This is a genomic window from Stenotrophomonas maltophilia group sp. msm4 (genome assembly GCF_032025605.1).
Classification (GTDB): Bacteria; Pseudomonadota; Gammaproteobacteria; order Xanthomonadales; family Xanthomonadaceae; genus Stenotrophomonas; species Stenotrophomonas sepilia.
The window spans coordinates 50,667-67,834 of the sequence record NZ_JAVSKK010000004.1; the positions used below are offsets into that span (position 1 = coordinate 50,667).

The 17,168-nt window shown below is 67.2% G+C and carries 16 protein-coding genes; 5 read left to right on the forward strand and 11 right to left on the reverse strand.

Annotated elements, in window-relative coordinates:
* The first annotated feature begins 53 nt into the window (after window positions 1–53).
* Together ROV93_RS18625 and ROV93_RS18630 are read left to right on the forward strand one after the other, a co-directional pair.
* Window positions 54–935 (forward strand): LysR substrate-binding domain-containing protein, encoded by an 882-nt coding sequence (locus ROV93_RS18625; RefSeq protein ID WP_312540757.1) that lies wholly within the window; start codon window positions 54–56, stop codon window positions 933–935.
* Window positions 936–1,066: 131 nt separating this feature from the next.
* Window positions 1,067–1,504, forward strand: coding sequence for a DUF3806 domain-containing protein (locus ROV93_RS18630; RefSeq protein ID WP_072167480.1), 438 nt, complete (start codon window positions 1,067–1,069; stop codon window positions 1,502–1,504).
* A 49-nt stretch (window positions 1,505–1,553) separates the two neighbouring features.
* On the opposite strand, the gene ROV93_RS18635 is transcribed toward ROV93_RS18630, so the two are convergent.
* Complete coding sequence (locus ROV93_RS18635; protein ID WP_072167479.1) at window positions 1,554–2,714, reverse strand: amidohydrolase family protein; 1,161 nt, start codon at window positions 2,712–2,714, stop codon at window positions 1,554–1,556.
* A 183-nt stretch (window positions 2,715–2,897) separates the two neighbouring features.
* Here ROV93_RS18635 and ROV93_RS18640 point away from each other — a divergent pair, with 183 nt between their 5' ends.
* Window positions 2,898–3,542 carry a hypothetical protein gene (locus ROV93_RS18640; RefSeq protein WP_072167478.1) on the forward strand — a complete coding sequence of 215 codons (645 nt, stop codon included), beginning with the start codon at window positions 2,898–2,900 and terminating at the stop codon, window positions 3,540–3,542.
* 79 nt (window positions 3,543–3,621) lie between these two features.
* On the opposite strand, the gene ROV93_RS18645 is transcribed toward ROV93_RS18640, so the two are convergent.
* Complete coding sequence (locus ROV93_RS18645; RefSeq protein WP_072167477.1) at window positions 3,622–6,348, reverse strand: TonB-dependent receptor; 2,727 nt, start codon at window positions 6,346–6,348, stop codon at window positions 3,622–3,624.
* 218 nt (window positions 6,349–6,566) lie between these two features.
* On the opposite strand from ROV93_RS18645, the gene ROV93_RS18650 reads away from it, so the two are divergent.
* The gene (locus ROV93_RS18650; protein ID WP_072167476.1) at window positions 6,567–7,166 is read left to right on the forward strand and encodes a GNAT family protein; all 600 of its coding nucleotides are present in this window, start codon (window positions 6,567–6,569) and stop codon (window positions 7,164–7,166) included.
* On the opposite strand, the gene ROV93_RS18655 is transcribed toward ROV93_RS18650, so the two are convergent.
* Window positions 7,163–7,942 carry a CDP-diacylglycerol diphosphatase gene (locus ROV93_RS18655; RefSeq protein WP_072167475.1) on the reverse strand — a complete coding sequence of 260 codons (780 nt, stop codon included), beginning with the start codon at window positions 7,940–7,942 and terminating at the stop codon, window positions 7,163–7,165. The genes ROV93_RS18650 and ROV93_RS18655 overlap by 4 nt on opposite strands.
* 68 nt (window positions 7,943–8,010) lie before the next feature.
* Complete coding sequence (locus tag ROV93_RS18660) at window positions 8,011–8,670, reverse strand: decarboxylase (RefSeq protein ID WP_072167474.1); 660 nt, start codon at window positions 8,668–8,670, stop codon at window positions 8,011–8,013.
* Window positions 8,671–8,840: 170 nt separating this feature from the next.
* Here ROV93_RS18660 and ROV93_RS18665 point away from each other — a divergent pair, with 170 nt between their 5' ends.
* Complete coding sequence (locus ROV93_RS18665) at window positions 8,841–9,137, forward strand: I78 family peptidase inhibitor (protein ID WP_069138284.1); 297 nt, start codon at window positions 8,841–8,843, stop codon at window positions 9,135–9,137.
* A gap of 102 nt (window positions 9,138–9,239) precedes the next feature.
* Here the strand turns inward: ROV93_RS18665 and ROV93_RS18670 are convergent, their stop codons facing one another.
* From ROV93_RS18670 to ROV93_RS18700, 7 genes are all read right to left on the reverse strand, one after another.
* Complete coding sequence (locus ROV93_RS18670) at window positions 9,240–10,124, reverse strand: hypothetical protein (RefSeq protein WP_072167473.1); 885 nt, start codon at window positions 10,122–10,124, stop codon at window positions 9,240–9,242.
* 110 nt (window positions 10,125–10,234) lie between these two features.
* Complete coding sequence (gene dld / locus ROV93_RS18675; protein WP_072167472.1) at window positions 10,235–11,941, reverse strand: D-lactate dehydrogenase; 1,707 nt, start codon at window positions 11,939–11,941, stop codon at window positions 10,235–10,237.
* The gene (lldD, locus tag ROV93_RS18680; protein WP_072167471.1) at window positions 11,938–13,077 is read right to left on the reverse strand and encodes an FMN-dependent L-lactate dehydrogenase LldD; all 1,140 of its coding nucleotides are present in this window, start codon (window positions 13,075–13,077) and stop codon (window positions 11,938–11,940) included. Before lldD ends, dld begins: the two co-directional genes overlap by 4 nt.
* A gap of 4 nt (window positions 13,078–13,081) precedes the next feature.
* On the reverse strand, window positions 13,082–13,846 hold the full coding sequence (gene lldR, locus ROV93_RS18685; protein WP_012511377.1) for a transcriptional regulator LldR: 765 nt from the start codon (window positions 13,844–13,846) through the stop codon (window positions 13,082–13,084).
* Between the two features lie 53 nt (window positions 13,847–13,899).
* A complete protein-coding gene (lldP, locus tag ROV93_RS18690; protein WP_072167581.1) occupies window positions 13,900–15,558 on the reverse strand; it encodes an L-lactate permease in 1,659 nt (552 codons plus the stop codon).
* 222 nt (window positions 15,559–15,780) lie between these two features.
* Window positions 15,781–16,233: an MgtC/SapB family protein gene (locus ROV93_RS18695; RefSeq protein ID WP_005413774.1), complete on the reverse strand. Its 453-nt coding sequence runs from the start codon at window positions 16,231–16,233 to the stop codon at window positions 15,781–15,783.
* Between the two features lie 126 nt (window positions 16,234–16,359).
* A complete protein-coding gene (locus tag ROV93_RS18700; protein WP_072167469.1) occupies window positions 16,360–17,118 on the reverse strand; it encodes an SDR family NAD(P)-dependent oxidoreductase in 759 nt (252 codons plus the stop codon).
* Window positions 17,119–17,168 lie beyond the last annotated feature (50 nt).

Sequence of the window (17,168 nt, forward strand, 5' to 3'; positions counted from 1 at the left end):
CCCTGCCCCGCATGGTAGAAGTCGGCCTGGGTATCCAGAAGTGAAATGTTCAAATGCAAGACAGTGCCAAATCGAATAGAACCCTGTTCGAACTGGACCTGCTGCGGGCGCTGGTGATGGTGGCCGACTGCGGCAGCTTCACCACGGCGGCCACGCGCCTGCATTCGACGCAGTCCACGGTCAGCCAGAAGGTACGGCGGCTGGAGGAACTGGCCGGGCATCGCCTGCTCGAGCGCGGCCACCGCGATGTACACCCCACCGACGCCGGCCACACCCTGCTCGGCTATGCGCGGCGCATGCTCGACCTGAACGAGGAAATGGCACAGGCGCTGGCCGGCGCGACGGTGGAAACCGCGGTCCGCATCGGCGTACCCGAAGACTTCGTCAACCCGCAGACCACTCGCATGCTGGCCGCCTTCAGCCGCCGCCACCCGCAGGTGAAGCTGGAGATCAGCAGCGGCCTGAGCCGCGCCCTGGCACAGGGTTTCGACCACGGCGAGCTGGACCTGGTGCTGGTCAAGCAGCGCCGCAACAGCCGCCAGGCGGTGCACTGCCGCCGCGAGCCGATGCACTGGATCGACAGCCTGCGCAGCAGCTGCCTGCAGCAGGACCCGCTGCCGCTGGTCACCTTCCCGCCGCGAGGGCTGTACCGCGACGAGATGATCCACGCCGTGGAAGCGCTGGGCCTGCGCTGGCGCATTGCCTTCACCAGTTCGTCGCTGAGTGGCATCCAGGGCGCGGTGGCTGATGGCATCGGCATCAGCCTGCTGCCGCGCCGCGCGGTCACGCGCGAGCACCGCATCATCGATGGCGAGCGCGGGCTGCCGGTGATCGACAACTACGAAATCGGCCTGCTGCATCGTGCCGATGCCGATGATGCGGTGCGGGTACTGGCCAGCGAGCTGTGGCGGCAGGTACAGCGCGAACCGGATTGACCACGGTAGGTCCACGCCACGCGTGGATGCCTTACGCGCATTGATCATCGATATCTGATCAATCTTGCCGCACGGCAGGCATCATGGCCTCGTACAGTGCCCCTTGATTCCGTGCTCCACGGCGCCTCGCCATGTCCGACGAAACCCCGACCCGCTTCGATCCCCTGCCTGCGGCGCTGCAGACGCACCTGCAGCACCAGCGTGCACTGATCGCCGCGCGCGTGGCCGCCAGCTTCTCGACGTTGCCGGTGCAATGGCCGCTGGCCGCCAGCACATTGCAGCGCGTGGTCGATGCCGAACTGATCGATCGTGACGACTGCGGCGGCTGGGAAGCCCTGGGCGTGGCGTTCGGTGACACTCTGGCGCAACGCGTGCCGGGCCTGGCCTGGATGCAGGTCACCGATGCCTGGGGCATCGACGCGGTGCTGCGCCATGCCGACAGCAACTTGCAGATCGGCGCCGGCACCCTGCTGCTCAAGCGCGTGGAGCAGGGCGAGGTCATCGACATCGCCCATCTGCTGGCGTGGCTGGAAGAGTTCGTCGCCACCCGCGCAGACGATTACGCCTGAAAGCCGCCGGGCATGGCTCGGCACTACACGGAGCTGGCGCGGCGTGGATCTACAGCCAACGGCCATCCACCACTACCCGGCGCTGCACCGGCACCCCGGCCACGGCAGCCGGGCCATGATCGGCCCGCACGGCCACGAAAGTGGCTGGATGCCCTTCCACGAGACCGTATTGCGGCAGCCCGATCACCTGCGCCGCATGGGTCGTGACCATGTCCAGCGCCAGCATCAGGTCGGCATCGGTGTAGAAGCCCGAGCGGTAGCCCAGCAGCATCGCCCGCTGCAGCAGATCGCCGTTGCCGTAAGGCCACCAGCAGTCGCGGATGTTGTCGTTGCCGGCGAACACGCGCACGCCCGCATCATGCAGTGCGCGCAAAGGCGGAAATGGATGATCACCCGGCGCGTTGCTCATGATCGCCACACCCGCCGTGGCCAGCGCCTCGCCCACCTGCAACGCGCGCGCCAGCGGCACGTCGCCCAGCGAGTAGGCATGACTGACCGCCACCCGCCCCTGCAGGCCAGCGGCCCGGGTCCGCGCGGCAATGCGCAGCAACTGGGCCAGTCCGGTTTCGCCGGGCTCATGCAGGTGGATGTCCAGGCGCACGCCATAGCGCTCGGCCAGGCCGAACAGCAGTGCCAGCTGGTCCTCAGCATCGCCATCCAGCGTGGTCGGGTCGATGCCTCCCAGCACCTCCACGCCCGCTGCAAGGGCCTGCTCAAGCACGGCGGCGGTGCCCGGACAGGACATCACCCCGGCCTGCGGGAACGCCACCAGCTGGATCCGCATGATGTCGGCGCAGCGCAGCGCCGCCTCGCGTACTGCCTCGAGATGACGCAGGCCCGTGCTGCCGTCGATGTCGACGTGGCAGCGCATGGCCACCGTGCCGAAGCGGCTGCACTGGCGGATCAATGCCTCGGCACGGTCCACCATCGGCGCGGCACCCGCTACCGCGGCCTTCTCTACCGCCAACCGCTCACGCAGGCTGTTCACCCGTTGATGCGGGTGCCAGCGGTCGCCGACAAAACTCTTGTCCAGATGGATGTGGCCGTCGACCAGCCCGGGCAGGACCGCGAAGCCCTGCAGGTCGACGCATTCCGCCCCGTCGGCCGGCGAGGCCTCGCCATTGAGGCCACTGATGCGGCCGTCACGGATATGGAAATGCAGTGGCGCGCCGTAGCGGTCTACACCGCCATGGACGAACTGAAGCGTCATCGGAAACTCCCGGAAAGCCAAGTCATGACGCCATCCTGCGCGCCCGCGCTGCCATCGGCCAACGAAATATCTGGATGCCACATATTCACCAATCCGATGAACGCGGTTGCGACGGAGCTCGCAGCCACGCCGTGCACACGCCTGAACGGGTACCATAGGCACCTGTTTCCGCTGTGATGCCGCATGGGCCCGTCCGACCGCCACGATCGCCTCCGCCGCTGGCAGGCCGCGTCCCTGCTCGCTGCTGCCCCGATGGCCAGCCTGTCCGCCGCCGATACGGCCGCCACCGCGCCGCTGCAGGCGCCGCCGGGCCAACAGCGCATCGCATCGGCTGCCCTCGTCGAGCGGTTGCACCAGCGTGTGCTGTCCGGGCAGAGCGCCACCGCCACCCTGGAACACTGGTGCGCCGAACACGGCCTGGCCGAACAGGCGCGGGTGCGCGCGGTGCGTGTGCATGGCCAGGACAAGCCTGCCCCTGCCGATGTGCTGCAGGCGCTGGGTGCGACGCAGCCTGGCACCGCGCTGCGCTACCGCCGGGTACAGCTGGTCTGTGGCAGCCGCGTGCTGTCCGAGGCCGACAACTGGTACCTGCCGGACCATCTCAGCCCGGCCATGAACCAGGTGCTGGACAGCACCGACGAACCCTTTGGCCGCGTGGTCGGCCCGCTCGGTTTCCAGCGCCAGACCCTGGCTGACCAGACGTTCTGGCCACCGCGTGGCGAAGGCGACGACGGCGTGGTCCTGGAAGTGCGCGCGCTGCTACGCGATCGCCAGCAGCAGCCCTTCAGCTACGTCATCGAGTCGTACCTGCAACAGGCCCTGCCCTAGCCGACCGGCGCGCGCCATCACCGCGGTGTCTAGACAGCAGAAGGCCCGGCATTGCCGGGCCTTCTGTCTGCCCGCCCGATCAGCGGAACCGGTAGTCCAGCTGCAGCCAGTACTGGCGGCCATACGGGTCGTAGTTGCCGACCGGGTAGAACGGCCAGCCGCCCCCGTTCCTGTCCGCCGGCGGGCGGCTGTCACGCAGGTTGTTGACGATCACGCCCACCGACAGGTTCTCGCCGAACTGGCGGAACACGCTGGCGTTGTAGGTCATGTACGGCGCGATGCGGCCACTGCCATCGGTCTTCGGCAGTGAACCGAAACGATTGCCGTACAGCGTGGTGGTCCAGTCGCCCTGGTTCCAGGTGATGCTGCCATTGGCCTTGCTGCGCCACTGGTAGTCATCCAGTGAATTGCGGATGTCACGCTCCGGATCATCGGAGAACTGCCGGTATTTATGCTCCAGCACCACGGTATAGGCCAGGCGCGTGGTGAAGCGGCCATAGCGGCCGGCGTCGAAGCGCCAGTTGCCTTTCAGGTCCAGGCCGCGCACCGACTCGGAGGCCGCGTTGATCGGATTGATCAGCACGCGGGTTACCTGGTCCGGCTGCACCGTGGCATTGGACGGGTTGCGGATCACCCGCGACAGCGCGTCCTGGCACAGCGGTGAACCGATATCGCGCGCTTCGCCACCCAACGTGCGTCCCAGGCGGCAATCGGCTTCATCACGAAGAATACGGCTGGTGTCGAGGCTGGTGACCTCATTGTCGATGCGGATGTCGTAGTAGTCAGCACTGAAGTCCAGCCCGGACAGCGGCGACCAGACCACGCCGAACCCATAGGATTTGGCGGTTTCCGGCTGCAGCTGTGCGTTGGCACGGTTGCTGTAGTCGATCGACAGGCCGTTGTAGTCGCAGTTGTCGTACGACTGGCCTGCAGTACGGCAGCGCCAGTAATCGGTCATGCCCGGGTTGTAGCCGCGGGTCTCGGTGGCAAACACGTAGTTCATGTCCGGCGCACGGAAGCTGGTCGCAGCAGAGCCGCGGATCAACAGGCTCTCGATCGGGCGGAACTCGACGCCGAAGCTCCAGGTCGCCTTGCCGATGTGCTCGCCGCCTGCGCGGTACTGGTCGTAGCGGCCGGCCAGCGTGGTGGTCAGCGATTGCAGCAACGGCAACTGCAGTTCAACGCCGGCCGCATAGCGATCACGATCACCGCCGGCACCGATACCGGCGCTGGTGTTCCAGAACTCGCCGGTGCCCAGGCGCGGGTCCGGGCGGTTGCGGTAGCCCTGGCTGCCGGCCTCGACCACCGCCGCCAGCGCAGCATCGCCGCCCGGCAGTGCGAACAGGCGGCCATTGATGCTGGCGCTGAAGGTCTGCAGCCACGCCGCGTTGCGACTTTCCTGATAGTCGGACAGGCCCTCGTACTCGTTCGGAGTCAAAGGCTTGAACAGGCGCACCGGGTCCGGCGCATAGACCTCCACGCCATTGCGCACGCCCAGCTTCGGGCCCAGCAGGTACTCGTTGATGCCGGCCAGCAGCACCGGGCGACGGGTGCGGTTCTCGTAGCGCGAACGGCTGTAGACCGCCTCGTAGTCCCAGCCGCTGTCGCCGATCTGGCCGCGCGCGCCCAGGTTGAACGACCACGAGTTCTCCAGGAACCGATTGGCATTGCGCGGCAGGCCACCGATTTCCTCCGGCGCGAAGCGGCGGTACCAGCTCTCCAGGTTCCCGCTGTTCTGGTTGTAGAAGTAGTTGCGTGACGACGTCCAGGTCGGCGCACGCGTGTTGTTGTAGATGCGCGCGCTGCCCACGGCGACATCGGCGAACAGGTCGGTGGTGTCGTTGACGTGGAAGGTCAACAGGCCATAGCCATTGAGGTTGCGCTTCTGGGTCTGCACGGTCCAGTAGCTGGCGGCGGCCTCGTTGCTGCCGCAGTACCAGCCCTGGCGCGGGTTGTTGGCACGGAACACGCTGCCGCCATAAATGCCCGACGCTGCGTCGCAGCCGCTCACGCCCGGATCGATGTTGCGGCCGGTGGCAGCATTGCGGCGATAGGCGATCGCGGTCGCCTGCGGCGCCTTGCCGGCCGGATCATCGTCCAGTGAATCCATGAAGTCGCGTTGGCGCGCGTGGATCGCCTTGCGCACGTCGAACTCGAAGCCGAACAGCGCATCCCAACGCTCGCCGGAACTGCCACCGACCACCTGCGCCCGCTGGTTGTCACCCCCGCCCTGCTGGGTGCCGCCGGCGCGCACGTTCACGTCCACGCCTTCAAAGCGGTCCTTGAGGATGATGTTGACCACGCCGGCGATGGCATCGGAGCCATATACCGCCGACGCACCCGCGGCGAGCACCTCGATGCGCTCGATCAGGGCGCTGGGAATGTTGGCGAGGTTGACCACGTTCACCGAGCCCTCGTAGGCCAGCGGGTAGTCGGCCTGGCGGCGGCCGTTGACCAGCACCAGCGTGCGGTTCGGACCCAGTCCACGCAGGTTGATGGTGTTGGCGGCCGGTGTGAACGTATTGCCGAAGTCCTCGCCCTGCACGTTGCCGGTGTTCTCGGTCAGCGCGCTCAGCGCGTCGAAGGCATTGCGGTAGCCCTGCGCATCGATCTGCTCGCGGCTGATCACCGTCACCGGCGAGGGCCCCTCGACACTGGCACGGGGAATGCGCGAGCCGGTGACCTTCACTTCCTGCAATGTGGTGGGTGCGCTTTCCTGCGCGAAGGCCGGCAGCGAGACCAGCATCAGGGACGACAGCGCGAGCACCAGCGGACGCGGGCGCAACGCCTTGTGGGAGGCGGACATGGGCTTCCTGGGGGAGTGGGCGGGTGGTACGGGGGAGCCGTGGCCTGTGCGGCACATAACGATCCCGTAACGAAAGTGTCCTGAATGGGTGGTTTCAACGGAAATGACCAGCCCTGATGGGCTTATGCCTGAACCGAATCAGACCCCCGGCTCCGCTCACCGCATTTTTGCAATGTTTTGAATGGTGCAGGGAGGCGGGCACGGCCATCGTGCCGGGGATGATGATCCCGTATCCCACCTCGCTTCTCCCCCCGTTGCGACCGGTGCTGCGCCGTCACCTGCTGCAGCTGCAGGCCGCACCGGTCACCCTGCGCCCGTTCCAGCGTACCGACCTGCCGCGCTGGCGCCTGTTCGATGATCGCCGCCGGCGCGGCCGACGCCATCCGGCGGGTATCGACGAGGAAGCACGCTTCCTGGCCCACATGCACCGCTCGCGGCTGGAGCAGGACAACGATCAGCTGATGCTGGGGGTATTCGATGACGAGCACGGCACCGTGCTGGACCAGTTGCATGTCCGCCTGCAGTGCTTGCATACGCGCTGCGCCGAGCTGCTGTCGCTGCAGCATTGGCACCCGCACGCGGATGCAGCGCTGCGGGCGCTGTGCCCGTTCCTTTTCGAGGATGTGGGCGTGCACCGCCTGTTCGTGATGCTGCCACCGGACTGCAGCAGCCCGTTCGCCACTGCACTGCACGCCTTCGGCTTCGAACAGGAAGGGCTGCTGCGCGACCACCACCTGGATCTGGACGGTTGGCAGGATCGCCAGCTGCTGGCACTGACCGCGCCGGTCTGGCGCAGCCGCCAGCACCCCGAGAGTTAGCGGACCCGCTCCAGCGATGCACCTGCGCCGGTCAGCACTGCGCAGGCGTGGTCCTGCAGCTCTTCAGCGCTGGCCTCGTTGCCGGTGCCGGGGTCCACACGGGTGGCCAGCAGGATGAAACCCGGGCCACCCTGCACCGGATCCCGTCCCGCCACCACCAGGCTCCACTGGCCCACGTCGTCCACGCCGGCGAGGTCATAGGCCAGCAGATTGAGCGGATTGGCGGTCAGTTCCGCGCCCGGCAACAGGCGGGCCTGGTACTGATGACCGCGCAGCGGCACCGGCAACGGTGACCACTGGCTGCCCAGGGCAGCGGCATGCACGTCCAACGCCTGCAACACGTCGCCACGCAGGCAATCCACGTGGATATGCAGCTGGTGCTGCGAACGGCCGTGCGGCGAGTTCAATGCCAGGCTCGCGACGTTGCGCGGCAGCGGTTGCCGCAAGGCTTGTTCGGTGTGGCTGCGCGCCTGCCAGGCCGCAGCGAAGTAGTTCGGCGCCCCACGCTGGTAAAGACCGCGGTTCTCGATGCCACTTACCTTGTCCAGCGGCATCAGCAGGAACTGGTAGTCACCGTGTGCATCCTTGACCAGCACGTCACGGCGGCCGGTTGCCGTCTCTACCCGCAGGCAGCTGCCGCGCGGGCCGTCAGCTGCCTGGCAGTCACGCTCGATCAGGCGCCACAGCGCATCGGAATGGGCGGGCGGCGGAGGCGGCGCGCTCGCACAGGCGGACAACAGCAGCAGGGGCGACAGCAGCAACGGGCGCAGGGACACGGCGGCGACTCACGGAACAGGCACGGCAGGCGGTGCCGCGCTGCATTCTAGCCAGTGCGGTGCTGCAATCAGTAGGTGCCGAACGGCACTTCAACCACGATCGGAGCCACGCCCTCGCCCGCCTGCAGGGTGTAGCGGTCCAGTGCGCCATCATCTTCGGCGTGCGGCTGGCGCTGGAAATGCAGGGAATAACGGTCATCACCCAGGCGCACGGCGCTGCCATCGGCCTCCAGCGCGGCACCTTCGGGAATCAGCAGCCCACCCAGGTCGCTGTAGGCCCCCGGCACATCGGTGAAAGCATAGTCGGCCAGTTCATCCACGCGCTGCATCGCATAGACATGCGGCAGGTAGGGGCGTGCCGGGCTGCGGCCATTGCTGAGGTCGGTCACCCAGGCCTGTGGCAGGTGGTATTGCTCGCGCAGTGCGGCCACGCCCAGCGACGGGCTGGCCACCTGCAGGCAGCACACCGCGCGCTTGCCCTCACGATCGACAATGGCGAATCGATCGCCGCGGGTGGCGGCCTGCGGCAGCATCGCGAATGCCAGGTTGCGCTGGGCGGGTGCGTAGCCTGCCTCGGTCTGCAGGTTGCGCCAGGCACCGAACACCGGCGCTTCCGCAGCGGCGTCCGGCGCCGGTTCGATGGCAGAGGCGGCAAACGCCACGCCCAGCACCGACACTGCCAGTACCCTTCTCGCCCTGCGCTTGTCGCGCAAACTGCCTGCCGTCATAGCGTATCCAACACCTGCACCGGAATGGCCCGGCCTGCCCGCTGGCGTGCTGCCAGCCATCCCTGCCACTATGCAATGACCACGCTGTGCCGGCAATGACCGGAGTGCTGACGCCTTTCGCGCGGCGGGTGCTATCGTTCCGCCCATCTTCCCTGCGCAGGAGCGCTCGCATGTCCGCCTTCCGTCTGTCCCTGCTACTGCCTGCGTCGGCCCTGCTGCTGTCGGCCTGCGTCAGCACCCCTGGCCCGCAGGTCAAGGGTACCGGCCACTGCGATGCCAGCCAGCTGGGCTGGGCAATCGGCCAGCCGGCCAACGAACCCAACATCCGCCGCCTGTCCCGCGAGAGCGGCGCCGGCCTGGTCAACCCGATCGGCCCCAGCACCATCACCACCAAGGACATCCGCCAGGATCGCCTGCGCGTTTACGTGGACAAGGACAACATCATCACCGCCACCCGCTGCGAGTAGGCGCTGTAGAGCCGAGCCCACGCTCGGCTGCGCTTCCGTGACAGCCGAGGGCAGGCTCGGCTCTACAGAAAACTCCAGTCGAGCATGGCTCGACGCTACATGTCAGGGTTCGGTATACCCCGCGCAGTCCGGCAGCGCCTGGTCGGGGTTGAACACCCCATCACTGAAGCGGAACAGCCGCGTGTAGCTGCACGCCGGGTCCTGCTCGGTGCGCAGGTCCTTCTTCTTCAGCGGGCCCTTGGCCAGCGAATCCTCGAAGCGCGAAACACCCGCCGGGAACCGGGTCGCCACGGTCTGGTAGCGCAGCATCGGCATGCCCTCGGCCACCGGATCCAGCCCGAGCTTGGCCGAGAACCCGTATTCGTCGTGGCAGGCGCCTGCGCGCTGCTTCATGTCCTGCTCGCTGAAACAGGCGCGGATCATCGCATTGCCCAGCCATGGCACGGTCAGCACGTCGTCGTCCACCTGGATGTCGTCCTGCAGGTGGCGCACGCGTGCCAACTGCAGCGTGGACGCGTCGGCACCTCCACCGGAGTACATGGTGCTGAACTTGACGATGCCGCCTACCAGCACATTCTGGCGGGCGCGCTGCTGCGGGTCGGTCACTGTTTCGTCGCTGCCCACGCCCGACGCCAGGCGCACGATCCACGGCCACAGTGACAGGTCGGCTTCCTGCGGCACGTCGATGCTGACGTGGTAGGTGTGTGGCTTGCCCTGGCCCTGCACCTTCTCAAGCACTTCCAGCACGCTCGGCCGGTCACCCTCCTCGGCGACCGGCTGCACGCGCACGCACCAGTTGCCGTCCCGCGTGCAGTCGTAAAGCCCCGATGGTCCAGTCTCACTCGCGATCAGCACCTGCCCCAGCGGTTCCATCACATTGCCAGCGGCATCGCGCTGCTGCGGCAGGATAGAAGACTGCGCCAGCACCAGCAGCGGGGTCGCCAGCAATGCAGCGCACAGGGCGGCGCGGACGGGAATGGAAGGCATGGGCGGCTCCTGTGGCTGGGATTCCGATGGTAACCGCTACCCGGACGGCGGCGGGCCTGCCCGGCATCGCCCTTGTAGCGTCGAGCCATGCTCGACTGCCCTTTCCGTCCTCAATGCCCACTGCAATCGCAGCTGCCCCACCCCTTCGCCTTCGACGTCTGGCCAATACCCGGGTTGAAGGTATTGCTCGGGTCCAGCTGCTTGTAGAACCCGGCCAGCGCCGGCTTGGCCGGGTACAGGTGGCCGACGTTGTGCTCGGCCGGATACTCGGCGCCACGCTGGTCCAGCAGCGCCCACATCGCATGCTCGATCGCCATCGGGTCTTCGCCCTTGCGCGCGATGTAGTCCTGATGGAACACGTGGCACAGGAAGTGCCCGTAATACAGCTTGTGCAACAGGCGGCCGTCGATATCCGCCGGTAGCTGCTCGAACCAGTCGGCGTCGTCACGTCGCAGCGCGATGTCCAGCGCGACGATGTCCTGCACCTGCTCACGATGCACTTCGCGGTAGCGCACCGCGGCACCGGCTACGGCGAAACGATGCAGGAACGCCTTGCGCCCCTCCTCGGCCGTGCAGTGGAAATAGCCGCCTTCGTGGCCAGCGAAGAAATCGCGCAGCCAGGCTTCGGTTTGCGCTGCGTCCTGCGCGGACACCTTCAGCAGCAGGTGATGCTCATAGCGCTGGCGGAACTCACCCATGCGCTTGGGCAGGTGCGAGGGCAGCAGGCCGGTCAGCATCTGCATCACCCGGTCGGTCACCCCGCGCAGGCCCAGCCGTTCGAACCAGCCATCGATGCGGCTCTTCAATGCGAACGCCGCGGGCACACGAGAGGTACCGAGGCGATCAATCAGCAGGAAGCTGTCCTTGCCGTAGCGCTCGCCGATGTCATAGGCATCGCGGTGAATGTACTCGCCCGCGATCGGCAGGCGCTCGAAGCCGGTCAGCAGCTGGCGGCGGATCGCGGTGAGGCTGTCGGTGCGGTTGCTGCCGATGTAGAAGACTTCGGCGGCCTCCTTTTCGAAGGTGTCCAGGCGCACCGCGAACACCGCCAGCTTGCCCGCGGACCCGGCCGCCTCGAAGTGGCGGCTGGGATCGGCGTTGAAACGTGCGGGGGTATCGGCATCGACCTTGCGTACTTCCTCGGCATAGCGTGGATCGGAAGCCGCACGGCCGTCGCCATCGCCCACGTCGGCGGCCGTGTAGTCACCGGCCTGCAGGCGCTGCAGGATCTGCTCGGGCGTGTCACCCAGCGCGATGCCCAGATGGTTGACCAGCTGCAACTGGCCCTGCGCATCGACCTGCGCATACAGCGCCAGCTCGGTGTAGGCCGGGCCACGTCGCACCAGCGCGCCACCGGAGTTGTTGCAGATGCCGCCCAGCACCGAGGCGCCGATGCAGGACGAGCCGATCACCGAATGCGGTTCGCGACCCAGCGGGGCCAGCGTCTGCTCCAGGCGGTCCAGCGTCGCGCCAGGCAGGCACAGCACCTGCCGGCCTTCGTTCAACAACTGGATGCCGGTCAGGCGCAGCGTGCTGACCAGCACGATCGGCCGGCCATAGTCATCGCCATCCGGGGTCGAGCCGCCGGTCAGCCCGGTGTTGGCCGCCTGCAGGATGATCGCGGCGCCGCCCTGCACCGCTGCCTGCAGCACGCGCCACAGTTCCAGCAGCGTCCCCGGGCGCACCACCGCCAGCACTGGGCCATCGCCGAAGCGGTAGCCGCGACGGAAGCGCCGCGTGGCCTTGTCGCCGGTCAGTACATGGCGATTGCCGACCGCATCGCGCAACTGTGCCAGCACGGCGTCGTGGCCGCTCATGGCAGGCTGACCAGCGAATCGCGGCCGATGTCGGCGATGCGGCGCGCACCGGTCAGGGTCATCGCCACGCGCATTTCCTTGGCGATCAGGTCCAGCAGGTTGGCCACGCCGGCCTCGCCCTGCGCGGCCAGCGCATAGATGAAGGCGCGTCCCAGCAGCACGGTATCGGCCCCAAGCGCCAGCATGCGCACCACGTCCAGGCCAGTGCGGATGCCGGAATCGGCGAGGATCTTCAGGTCGCCCTGCACCGCATCGGCGATGGCCGGCAACGCACGCGCGGTGGACAGCACGCCGTCCAGCTGGCGGCCACCGTGATTGGAGACCACGATGCCATCGGCACCGAACTTCACCGCATCACGTGCGTCATCCGGGTCGAGGATGCCCTTGATCACCATCGGGCCCTTCCAGAATTCGCGGATCCACTCCAGGTCCTTCCACGAAATGGAGGGATCGAAGTTGCTGCCCAGCCAACCGATGTAATCCTCCAGCCCGGTAGGGTTGCCGCGGTAGGTGGAGATGTTGCCCAGGTCATGCGGGCGGCCGAACAGGCCCACGTCCCACGCCCAGTGCGGATGGGTGATGGCCTGGCCGATGCGGCGCAGCGAGGCATTCGGGCCGCTCATGCCCGAGTGTGCATCGCGGTAGCGCGCGCCCGGCACCGGCATGTCCACGGTGAATACCAGCGTGGTCACGCCGGCAGCCTGTGCACGCTCCAGCGCATTGCGCATGAAGCCACGGTCGCGCAGCACGTACAGCTGGAACCACATCGGCCGCTGGATGGCCGGTACCACTTCCTCGATCGGGCACACCGACACCGTGGAGAGGGTGAACGGGATGCCGCGGCTGTCGGCCGCGCGCGCCGCCTGTACCTCGCCGCGCCGCGCATACATGCCGGTCAGGCCGACCGGCGCCAGCGCCACCGGCATCGCCAGTTCTTCGCCGAACAGCTCGGTTTCCAGGCTCAGGTCGGACATGTTGCGCAGGATGCGCTGGCGCAGCGCGATGTCGGACAGGTCGGAAACGTTGCGCTTCAGCGTGTGCTCGGCATACGCGCCGCCATCGATGTAGTGGAACAGGAACGGCGGCAGCCGGCGTTCGGCAGCAGCACGGTAATCGGTGGAGGCGGAGATGATCATGGGGTCAACCGTGGGGGGAAGGCAGGCGCGAGGCCCGCGCACGCCGGGCTTCGTTGTCATCGAGGGTGCGCAGTGTGGTGTGCACGAACTCGAGGTGGGCATGCGCGGCGGCGCGCGCGCGTTCGGGGTCGCCGGCCAGCACCGCATCCATCATCTCGCGGTGCTGGTCGGACAGCGGCGAGAAGGTCCTCGCCGAGGTGTAGAGCTTTTCGCGGCTCTGCGAGATGTTGGTCTGCAGCAGTTCGAACAGCCCGCGCATCACCTGCAGCAGCACCAGATTGTGCGAGGCCTCGGCGATGGACAGGTGGAAGGCCGCGTCGGCCTCGGCTTCGCCGGTGGGGTCGTCCTTGCCGTGCGCGTCCATCATGGTCTGGAAGGCTTGTGCGATGCGCGCGCGGTCCTCGTCGGTGGCACGCAGCGCCGCATGCCAGGCGGTGGCACCTTCCAGCGCGTGGCGGATCTCCAGCACGTCGAAGCGGTATTCCGGGTCGCCCTGGAACAGCGGCAGGTACGGCGCCAGCGGTTCATCCAGCGCCTGCCGCGCGCGTGCCGCAGGCTCGGCCACGTAGGTGCCGCCACCGACCCGTGCGGTCAACAGACCTTGGCTGGCCAGCTGCGCGATGGCCTCGCGCAAGGCCGTGCGCGAGACCCCCAGCTGCACCGCCAGGGTGCGCTCGGCCGGCAGCCGGTCACCCGGCTGCAGCCGTTGTTCCTGCACCAGGCCGCGCAGCTGCGCGGCCACCTTGTCCGAAATACGTTGCGTGCTCATGGCGCCATTGTGGCCCGAAGCGCGCAGCGGGTGGTCGGCCAGCCGCGCATGGCTCAGGGAATCATCCAGGTCAGCCAGTAAGCCTGGGCCAGGGTGATCAGGCCGACCATCGTGGTGAAGATCAGGCTGTGCTTGACCGTGAAGCGGAACAGATCCGACTCCTTGCCGGCCAGGCCGACCGCCGCGCAGGCAATGGCGATCGACTGCGGCGAGATCATCTTGCCGGTGACACCGCCGGTGGTGTTGGCCGCTACCAGCAGCACGTCGGACACGCCGATCTGCTGTGCGGTGGTGGCCTGCAGTGCCGAGAACAAGGCATTGGACGAGGTGTCCGAACCGGTCAGGAACACGCCCAGCCAGCCCAGGAACGGTGAGAAGAACGGGAACGCGTCGCCGGTATGCGCCAGCGCCAGGGCCAACGTGGCAGACAGTCCCGAGTAGTTGGCGATGAAGGCGAACGCCAGCACCATGCCAATCGAGTAGATCGGCATGCGCAGCTCACGCACGGTCTCGCCGAAGGTCTGCAGCGCCGAACGGACCGGCATGCGCAGCGCGATGATGGCGATCAACGCGGCCAGGATGATCGAGGTACCGGTGGCCGAGAACCAGTCGAACTTGTAGATGGCTTCATAGCTCAGCGGCGCAGCCACGATCGGTGGCATCTTCTGCACCAGCTGGTCCAGGCCTGGCACCGGGATCTTCAGCACCCAGCCTTCCAGCGGGCCGCCCGCCGCGAACAGCGACTTGAACGGCTTGATGCTCCACAGCGTGACCATCGCGGTGAGGATCAGGAACGGCGACCATGCCCTGGCGATCTGGCCGACGCTGTGGCGCGGTGCCTCCAGCGCCTGTGCGGCCGCCTCGGCGCTGGTTTCGGTGTCGAAACGGAAGATCCGTACCGGCTTCCAGCGGCGCAGGAACAGGGTCAGGCACACCAGCGACGCCAGCGAGGCGGTGATGTCCGGCAGCTCCGGGCCGATGAAGTTGGAGGTCAGGTACTGCGCGATGGCGAACGAGCCACCGGCCACCAGCACCGCCGGCCAGGTTTCCTTGATGCCGCGCCAGCCATCCATGATCGCCATGATCCAGAACAGCACGATGATGGTCAGGAACGGCAGCTGGCGACCGGCCATCTGGCCGATCTCGAATGCATCCAGGCCGGTGACCTGCCCGGCCACGATGATCGGAATGCCCATCGCGCCGAACGCTACCGGCGCGGTGTTGACGATCAGGCACAGGCCGGCGGCATACAGCGGCTTGAAGCCCAGCCCGACCAGCAGCGCCGCGGTGATCGCCACTGGCGCACCGAAACCGGCCGCACCTTCCAGGAAGGCGCCAAAGGCGAAGCCGACCATCAGCATCTGCAGGCGCTGGTCTTCAGTCACGGACAGGATCGAGGCGCGGATGATGTCGAATTGCCCGGTCTTGACCGAAACTTTGTAGAGGAACACCGCACCGATGATGATCCACGCGATGGGCCACAGGCCGTAGACGAAACCGAAGCCGGCCGCGCCCAGCGCCTGGGGCAACGGCATGCGGTAGAACAACAGGGCCACGCCGAGTGCGATGGCCACGGTGATCGTGCCGGCCAGCCAGCCCTTCATGCGCAGCACGGCCAGGGCAACGAAGAAGAACGCGATCGGCAGCAGCGCGATCAGGCTCGACAACCACAGGTTGCCGGCGGGGTCGTACAGGTGTTGCCAGGGCTGCATGAAGACTCTCGACTGGAAACGGAAGGAGCCCACCGCAGGCGGTGGGTCGCCGTGGCCGTCGATCATTGGTATTACCATTAATGATTGCGATCAGACCACTTGCAGCGGATTTAACCGCTACTCCGACGAAGAGCCTATTAGACCATAGGGCTAGCCCTTTATTGGTCTGACCATTGGAGCCGTCATGGTGGTGTCGGCCGCTGGCCGGCAACTCGACCTTCCCTACGAGATCCGTTTCTCCAACCGCCGCATCACCGCCAGCACCAGCACGCACAGCACGCTGACCCCGATCGCGATCACGTACTTGCTGATCCCCACCGCAATCCCGATCGCCGCCGCCATGATCAGCGAACTGGCCGTGGTCAAGCCGCTGACCTGGTCCTCGCGTGAGCCGCGCAGAATGGTGCCAGCGGCCACGAAGCCGACGCAGGCCACCACCGCTTCGATCAGGCGCACCGGATCAACCTGCAGCAGGTCGCGGTAACGCTCCTGCTGGAAATGCTCGGCCACCGAGTCGCCGAGACCGACGATCAATGCCGCCGCTCCGGCAATGAGCATGTGCGTACGCAGGCCGGCGGCGTGCTTGCCCATTTCCCGCTCGACACCGAGCACACCGCCGAACAGCATCGCTGCGGCTACGCGCAGCAGGATCGAGACATCCTGGGTGAGTTCCATGGGCAAGCTCCGGAATTTTCCCGCAGCGTCGCGCGGCGATTGTGGGACGGCGGTGAAGGCCATGGCACGCCTTCTTCACCGCCCGCTTTCATCCACGCATGGCGTGGATCTGCGGGCCGCATTCGCTCACTGCGCGAGGTAGCCACCATCGATGGCGTAGTACGTGCCGGTCGCGAACGAGGCATCGTCGCTGGCCAGCCAGGCTACCAATGCGGCCACTTCCTCCGGCGTACCCAGCCGCTTCAACGCGTGCCGCCCTTCCAGCGTGGCGCGCACCTTCGGGTCCATCTTCTCCAGCAGTGGCGTGCTGATGAAGCCCGGACCCACCGCGTTGACACGGATGCCGTCAGCCGCATGTTCCCACGCTGCGGTCTGGGTCAGCCCGACCACGCCGTGCTTGGCCGCCACGTACGCAGTGGAACCGGCATAGCCCACCTGGCCCAGGATCGAGGCCATGTTGATGATGCTGCCGCCCGTGCCGGCCGCGCGCATGGCCTGGATCTGCGCACGCTGGCACAGGAACACGCTGGTGAGGTTGACATCGATCACGCGCTGCCAGCCATCGATAGGATAGTCACCGCTGGCGGCGGCCGGCCCGCTGATGCCGGCGTTGTTGACCGCCACGTGCAGGCCGTCGAGTTCCTTGATCGTGCGCTGCACCGCTGCCTCCACCGCCGCGTCGTCGGTGACGTCCAGCGCGATGCCGATGGCCTGTGTGCCGGTGCTGCGCAACTGCGCCACGGTGGCATCCACTGCATCCTGCTTGAGGTCCCAGACCGAGATACGGGCACCGGATGCGGCCAGCGTCTGGGCCACGGCCAGGCCGATGCCCGACACGCCTCCGGTCACGATCGCGGTCTTGCCGGTGAGCTGGTAGTCAATCATCTGCGTTCTCCAAATGCGGGGGTATCGAAGTGGCCTGCAGCAGCCAACCT